General features: G+C 72.0%; 5 protein-coding genes. 3 read left to right on the top strand and 2 right to left on the bottom strand.

All coding sequences use genetic code 11. From position 1 onward, the window contains the following. Positions 1-423 (bottom strand): sigma-70 family RNA polymerase sigma factor (locus ABZE72_RS15345; RefSeq protein WP_372729904.1); only part of this gene is annotated, 423 nt, incomplete at its 3' end. A 152-nt stretch (positions 424-575) separates the two neighbouring features. Next, positions 576-2,768: a S9 family peptidase gene (locus tag ABZE72_RS15340; RefSeq protein WP_372729903.1), complete on the bottom strand. Its 2,193-nt coding sequence runs from the start codon at positions 2,766-2,768 to the stop codon at positions 576-578. Positions 2,769-2,802: 34 nt separating this feature from the next. On the opposite strand from ABZE72_RS15340, the gene ABZE72_RS15335 reads away from it, so the two are divergent. The 3 genes from ABZE72_RS15335 to ABZE72_RS15325 all read left to right on the top strand — a co-directional run bounded on the left by ABZE72_RS15335 (position 2,803) and on the right by ABZE72_RS15325 (position 5,420). Then, positions 2,803-3,531: a 5-oxoprolinase subunit PxpA gene (locus ABZE72_RS15335; protein WP_372729902.1), complete on the top strand. Its 729-nt coding sequence runs from the start codon at positions 2,803-2,805 to the stop codon at positions 3,529-3,531. Between the two features lie 420 nt (positions 3,532-3,951). Next, positions 3,952-4,557: an allophanate hydrolase subunit 1 gene (locus ABZE72_RS15330; RefSeq protein WP_372729901.1), complete on the top strand. Its 606-nt coding sequence runs from the start codon at positions 3,952-3,954 to the stop codon at positions 4,555-4,557. Then, positions 4,554-5,420, top strand: coding sequence for a biotin-dependent carboxyltransferase family protein (locus ABZE72_RS15325; protein ID WP_372729900.1), 867 nt, complete (start codon positions 4,554-4,556; stop codon positions 5,418-5,420). Before ABZE72_RS15330 ends, ABZE72_RS15325 begins: the two co-directional genes overlap by 4 nt. Positions 5,421-5,431 lie beyond the last annotated feature (11 nt).

Here is a 5,431-nt window from a genome sequence, read left to right as displayed (position 1 = left end):
GGTGGCGTAGGTGGAGAACTTGTAGCCCTTGGCGTAGTCGAACTTCTCGACGGCGCGGATCAGGCCGGTGTTGCCCTCCTGGATCAGGTCGAGCATCGGCATCTGCGCGCGACCGTACTTGCGCGCGATGGAGACGACCAGGCGAAGGTTGGCGGTGATGAAGGTCTGGACGGCTCGTTCGCCCTCCTCGACCAGCCACTCCAGCTCTTCCTGGGTGGCGGACATCGGGGCTCCGCCCTTGCGCCGGCCGACCCGGCCCTCGGCGAGCAGGGCCTTGGCCATCAGACCGGCCTCGATCGTCTTGGCGAGCTCGACCTCGGTGACCGCGTCGAGCAGGGGCGTGCGCGCGATCTCGTCGAGGTAGAGACCCACACTGTCCCGACCCTCGATCTCGCGAGTCCTGGTTGCGGTGCGTACTGCCATGCCACGCCCTCCTCTGTCATGGACGTTGTCGAGACAACGCCTCACGTCCGGTCCAACGTCCCGTGGTACCCGGAGATTCCCGGTGGGATGCATGGAGTCTTCGTAGGCAAGGACGTACAGGGATTGGTCGGAGTTGCGACAACCCGGAACTCTCAGGGAGTTCTCAGTTCCGGCTCGGTCTGCGCGCCGGGCGTGCCGGCTCCGTCGGCCAGGCCCATCCGCTCGAGGATCCAGGCCAGGGTGAAGGCGCGGTCGTGCCATGACTTGTAGCGCCCCGAGACGCCGCCGTGGCCGGCGCTCATCTCGGTGCGCAGCAGGAAGTCGCGTCGACCGGTCGCCGTGGCCCGCAGCTTCGCGACCCACTTCGCCGGCTCGACGTAGAGCACCCGGGTGTCGTTCAACGAGGTCTCGGCCAGGATCGGCGGGTAGTCCTGGGCGGTCACGTTGTCGTAGGGCGCGTACGCCCGCAGGCAGGCGTAGACCTCGGGGTCGGCCTCGGGGTTGCCCCACTCGTCGTACTCCGTGACGGTCAGCGGCAGGGTCGAGTCGAGCATCGAGGTCAGGGCGTCCACGAACGGGACCCCTGCGACCGCGCCCGCGAACAGCTCGGGTGCCTGGTTGACCACGGCGCCGATCAGCAGGCCGCCGGCGCTCGCGCCCTCGGCGACCAGGCGTTCCGGTGTGGTCCACCCGGTGTCCACGAGGTGGCGGGCGCAGGCGATGAAGTCGGAGAAGGTGTTCTGCTTGTGCGCGAGCTTGCCCTCGTCGTACCAGCGGCGCCCCATCTCGCCGCCGCCGCGGACATGGGCGATCGCGAACGCCGCACCACGGTCCAGCAACGAGAGTCGCGGGATCGAGAAGTACGGGTCCATGGACGCCTCGTAGGCGCCGTAGCCGTAGAGCAGCACCGGAATCGGCTCGCCGGCTGCTCGGGCGTCACGTCGCGCGACGATCGAGATCGGCACCTGCCGGCCGTCCGCGGCGGTGGCCCAGAGTCGGTGCTCCTCGTAGTCGGCGGGGTCGTAGCCGCCCAGGACCGGGGTACGACGCAGCAGCGTCAGCTGCCGGCTGCGGACGTCGTAGTCGTAGACCGAGGACGGCACGGCCATCGAGGTGTACCCGAGCCGGATCACCGGCTGGTGGAACCCGGGGTTGCTCCCTGAGCCCACGGTGTAGATCTCCTCGTCGAACTCGACGAAGTGGTCGTCGGTCACCAGCTCGTCCGGCGTGGAGCCCAGGTGCAGCACGCGCAGCTGGGTCAGGCCCTTGCTGCGCTGGTGCACCACGAGGTGGCCGGCGAACGCGTCCACGTCCTCGATCCGGACCTCCGGGTCGTGGGCGATCAGCGGCTGCCAGGCCTCGTGGGTGGTGGGGGAGACCGGGGCGAGGGCGAGCTCGAAGTCGGGCCCGGTGTGGTTGTGCAGCACCAGGAACCGGTCCTCGCCCCCCAGCACCGCGTGGTCCAGGGAGTACTCCAGCCCCTCCACCCGCGGCGCGAAGACCCGGAACCCGGCCTCCGGCTCGTCGGCGTCGAGATAGCGGTACTCGGAGGTGGTCTTCGAGCCCGACGCGATCATCAGGAAGCGGTCGCTGCGGCTGCGACCGACGCCGACCCAGAAGCGGGCGTCGAGCTCGTGGTGGACCAGCTCGTCCTCACCCTGCTCGGTGCCGATCCGGTGCCGCCAGATCTTGTCGGCGCGCCACGACTCGTCGATGGTCGTGTAGTAGACGTACTCGCCGGCGCGGTCCCAGGTGGCACCACCGATGACCCCGACGATCTCGTCGGAGAGCAGGTCGCCGCTGGCCAGGTCCTTGATCCGCACGGTGTAGCGCTCGTCGCCCACGACGTCGGTCGAGTAGGCGAGCAGGGCGCCGTCCGGGCTCACCGACGATCCGCCGAGGGAGAAGAACTCATGGCCCTCGGCCAACGCGTTCAGGTCGAGCAGCAGCTCCTCGCCCGGCAGGGCCGGCTCATCGGGGGAGCAGTCCTCGGCCGGCTGCGGCGGGGTCCAGTCGTCCTCGCCGCGGATCGGCACGCGGCAGCTCGCGCCGTACTCGCGGCCCTCGAAGGAGCGGGCGTAGTACCAGTGACCACGGTTGCGGGTGGGCACGGAGAGGTCGGTCTCCTGGGTGCGGGCGCGGATCTCGTCGAAGATCTGCTGCCGCAGCTCGGACAGGTGCGCGGTCCGCTGCTCGGTGAAGGCGTTCTCCGCCTCGACGTACGCGACGACCTCGGGGTCGTCCTTGGCGCGCAGCCAGTCGTAGTCGTCGACCCGCTGCTCCCCGTGGAACGCGGTGGTCACGGGCCGACGGGCGGCCACGGGTGCGGCAAGGGGGGACTCCATGGTGAACGAGCCTATCGGCGGTAGTTTCGGGTGTGTGCCTGCCGTCCCTCGCGTCCCCGCCGAGCCCCGCCCGCTCGACCTGAACGCCGACCTCGGTGAGGAGATCACCGACGACACCGCTCTGCTCGGGGTGGTCACCTCGGCGAACGTGGCGTGCGGCTACCACGCCGGCAATGCGCGCATCATGCGCGCGGTCTGCGGTCAGGCAGCCGCGCTCGGGGTGTCGATCGGGGCCCAGGTCTCCTACGACGATCGGGAGAACTTCGGACGGGTGGCTCGCGACGTCGCTGCCGAGGTGCTGGCCGAGCAGGTCGCCGAGCAGGTCGGGATCCTGAGCGACATCGCGCGCGAGGAGGGCAGTGTGGTGCGCTACCTCAAGCCGCACGGGGCTCTCTACCACCGGGTGCTCGACGACGAGGCGCAGGCGTTGGCCGTGCTGGCCGGCTCCGGTGACCTGCCGGTGCTGGGGCTGCCCGGCGGCGTGCTCCTCGACCTCGCCACGGCCGCCGGCCGCCGGGTCCTGCTCGAGGGTTTCCCGGACCGTGCCTACACCGCGCAGGGCCGGCTGGTGCCGCGCTCGGAGCCGGGGGCGCTGATCGCGGATGCGGATCGGATCGCCGATCATGCCCTCGAGCTCGCGGCCGGAGCCGAGCCGGAGCTCGACTCGCTGTGCGTGCACGGCGACCACCCGGGGGCCGTCGAGCACGCCCGCGCCGTACGACGGGCGCTGGAGGCAGCCGGGCACCAGCTCCGGGGGCTCTGACCAGCCGAACGGGCTTGTCCACAGGTCCAGTCCGCAGGCTGTGGAGATCGGGGGATGTCCTGTGGAGAACGCAGACCTTTCTGGGGAGGGCCTTGTGGGACCGGAGGAATGTCCGGCACGAGTCCTCGAACCCCTTGTGACGCGACGCGCCACGGCGTAGAACTCTCCTACCGGATCCACTGCAGGTCGCACGGCAGGCAGCAGGACCGGGGATCGAGCAGGAACGAGGACCCGTACGGCGAGGCACTCGCCGCGTCGGCCCGGTGACGGGGGCGGCGGGGTCCCAGGGGCGGTTCGGTTCGGTCGGGCGTCACCCCCCGACCACCCGTGAGGGGCTCCTGACGCTCATACCGCCGGGAGCCCCTCCATCCATTTCCAGGGCCGTTCCGTGCCGCGTCGATGCGGGGCAGACTGGGCGGCGTGCATCTCACGCCCGTGGGCCGTCGAGCCCTTCTCGTCGAGACCGACGACGCCACGCAGGCTCTCGCGCTCGCTGCCCGGGTCCGCGAGCTGGTCCGGGCCGGGGAACTGAACCTCCAGGAGGTCGTCCCGGCAGCCGGCAGCGTCCTGCTCGACGGTGTCGACGACCCGGGGCAGGTGCGCGAACGGCTGGCCGGCTGGACGCCCGGCACCGAGACGCCGCCCGGCGAGCTCGTCGAGATCGGGGTCGAGTACGACGGTGCCGACCTCGCCGACGTCGCCGAGCGCTGGGGTCAGTCGGTCGAGGAGGTCATCGAATCGCACACCCGGATGGAGTTCGTGGCGGCGTTCTGCGGCTTCGCTCCCGGCTTCGCCTACCTGTCCGGCCTTCCGGCCCGGCTCCACGTGCCCCGGCTCGACTCGCCGCGCCCCCGGGTGCCGGCCGGAGCGGTCGCGGTGGCAGGGGAGTGGTGCGCGGTCTACCCCACCGCCTCGCCGGGGGGCTGGCGGATCCTCGGCCGGACCACCACCGTGCTGTGGGACCAGGAGCGGGCGCGACCCGCCCTGCTGGTCCCCGGCACCCGTGTCCGGTTCGTCGCCCGATGAGCCTGCGGGTGCTCGAGCCGGGACCCCTGACGACCGTGCAGGACCGGGGCCGGCCCGGGCTGGCCCACCTCGGGGTACCCCGGGCCGGCGCCCTCGACCCGCCCGCCGCCCGGCTCGGCAACCGTCTGGTCGGCAACGACGCCGGCCGCGCCGTGCTCGAGACCACGCTCGGGGGGCTCGTCGTACGCGCCGAGGGCCGCGGGCACTGGATCGCCGTCACCGGAGCGCCGTGCCCGGTGCTGGTGGACGGCGTCGCCCGGAGCTTCGGGGAGCCGGAGTGGATCGGCGCGGGCTCCACCCTCCACCTGGGCGTCCCCGACTCCGGTGTGCGTTCCTACCTCGCGGTGGCCGGTGGCATCGACGTCGCGGAGGTGCTCGGATCGCGGTCGACGGACACCCTGGCCTGGGTCGGGCCACCCGTCGTGGCCGGCGGGCAGCTGCTGCCGGTCGGTGCATCCAGCCAGGCGCCGCGCGCGCTCGACACCCCGCGCCTGCCCGCGCCTGGACCGCTGCGGATCTCGGCGGGACCGCAGGTCGACTGGTTCGGCGCCGAGGCGCTGGAGACGCTCTGCCAGGCGCCGTACGTCGTGCTGGGCGACTCCAACCGGGTGGGGCTGCGGCTCGCGGGCGCCAGCCTCGAACGCCGTCGCCACGAAGAGCTCGCGAGTCAGGGCATGGTGCTCGGGGCCGTCCAGGTGCCGCCCAGCGGTGAGCCGGTCGTCTTCCTCGCCGACCACCCGACGACCGGGGGCTACCCCGTGGTGGCCGTGGTCCGCGAGGAAGACCTGTGGCAGTGCGCGCAGCGGCGACCCGGTGAGCGGGTCCGGTTCCGCCTCGACCCCGAAGCGCTGTGCGCAGGGTGAGCCCGGTGCCT

This window comes from Nocardioides sp. (genome assembly GCF_041600255.1).
GTDB lineage: Bacteria > Actinomycetota > Actinomycetes > Propionibacteriales > Nocardioidaceae > Nocardioides.
This window is presented reverse-complemented; position numbering and strand designations above follow the sequence as displayed.

Excerpts from the sequence above, each read along its gene's own strand:
- ABZE72_RS15325 (WP_372729900.1), top strand. The coding sequence starts at position 4,554 with ATGAGCCTGCGGGTGCTCGAGCCGGGACCCCTGACGACCGTGCAGGAC.
- ABZE72_RS15340 (WP_372729903.1), bottom strand. The coding sequence starts at position 2,768 with ATGGAGTCCCCCCTTGCCGCACCCGTGGCCGCCCGTCGGCCCGTGACC.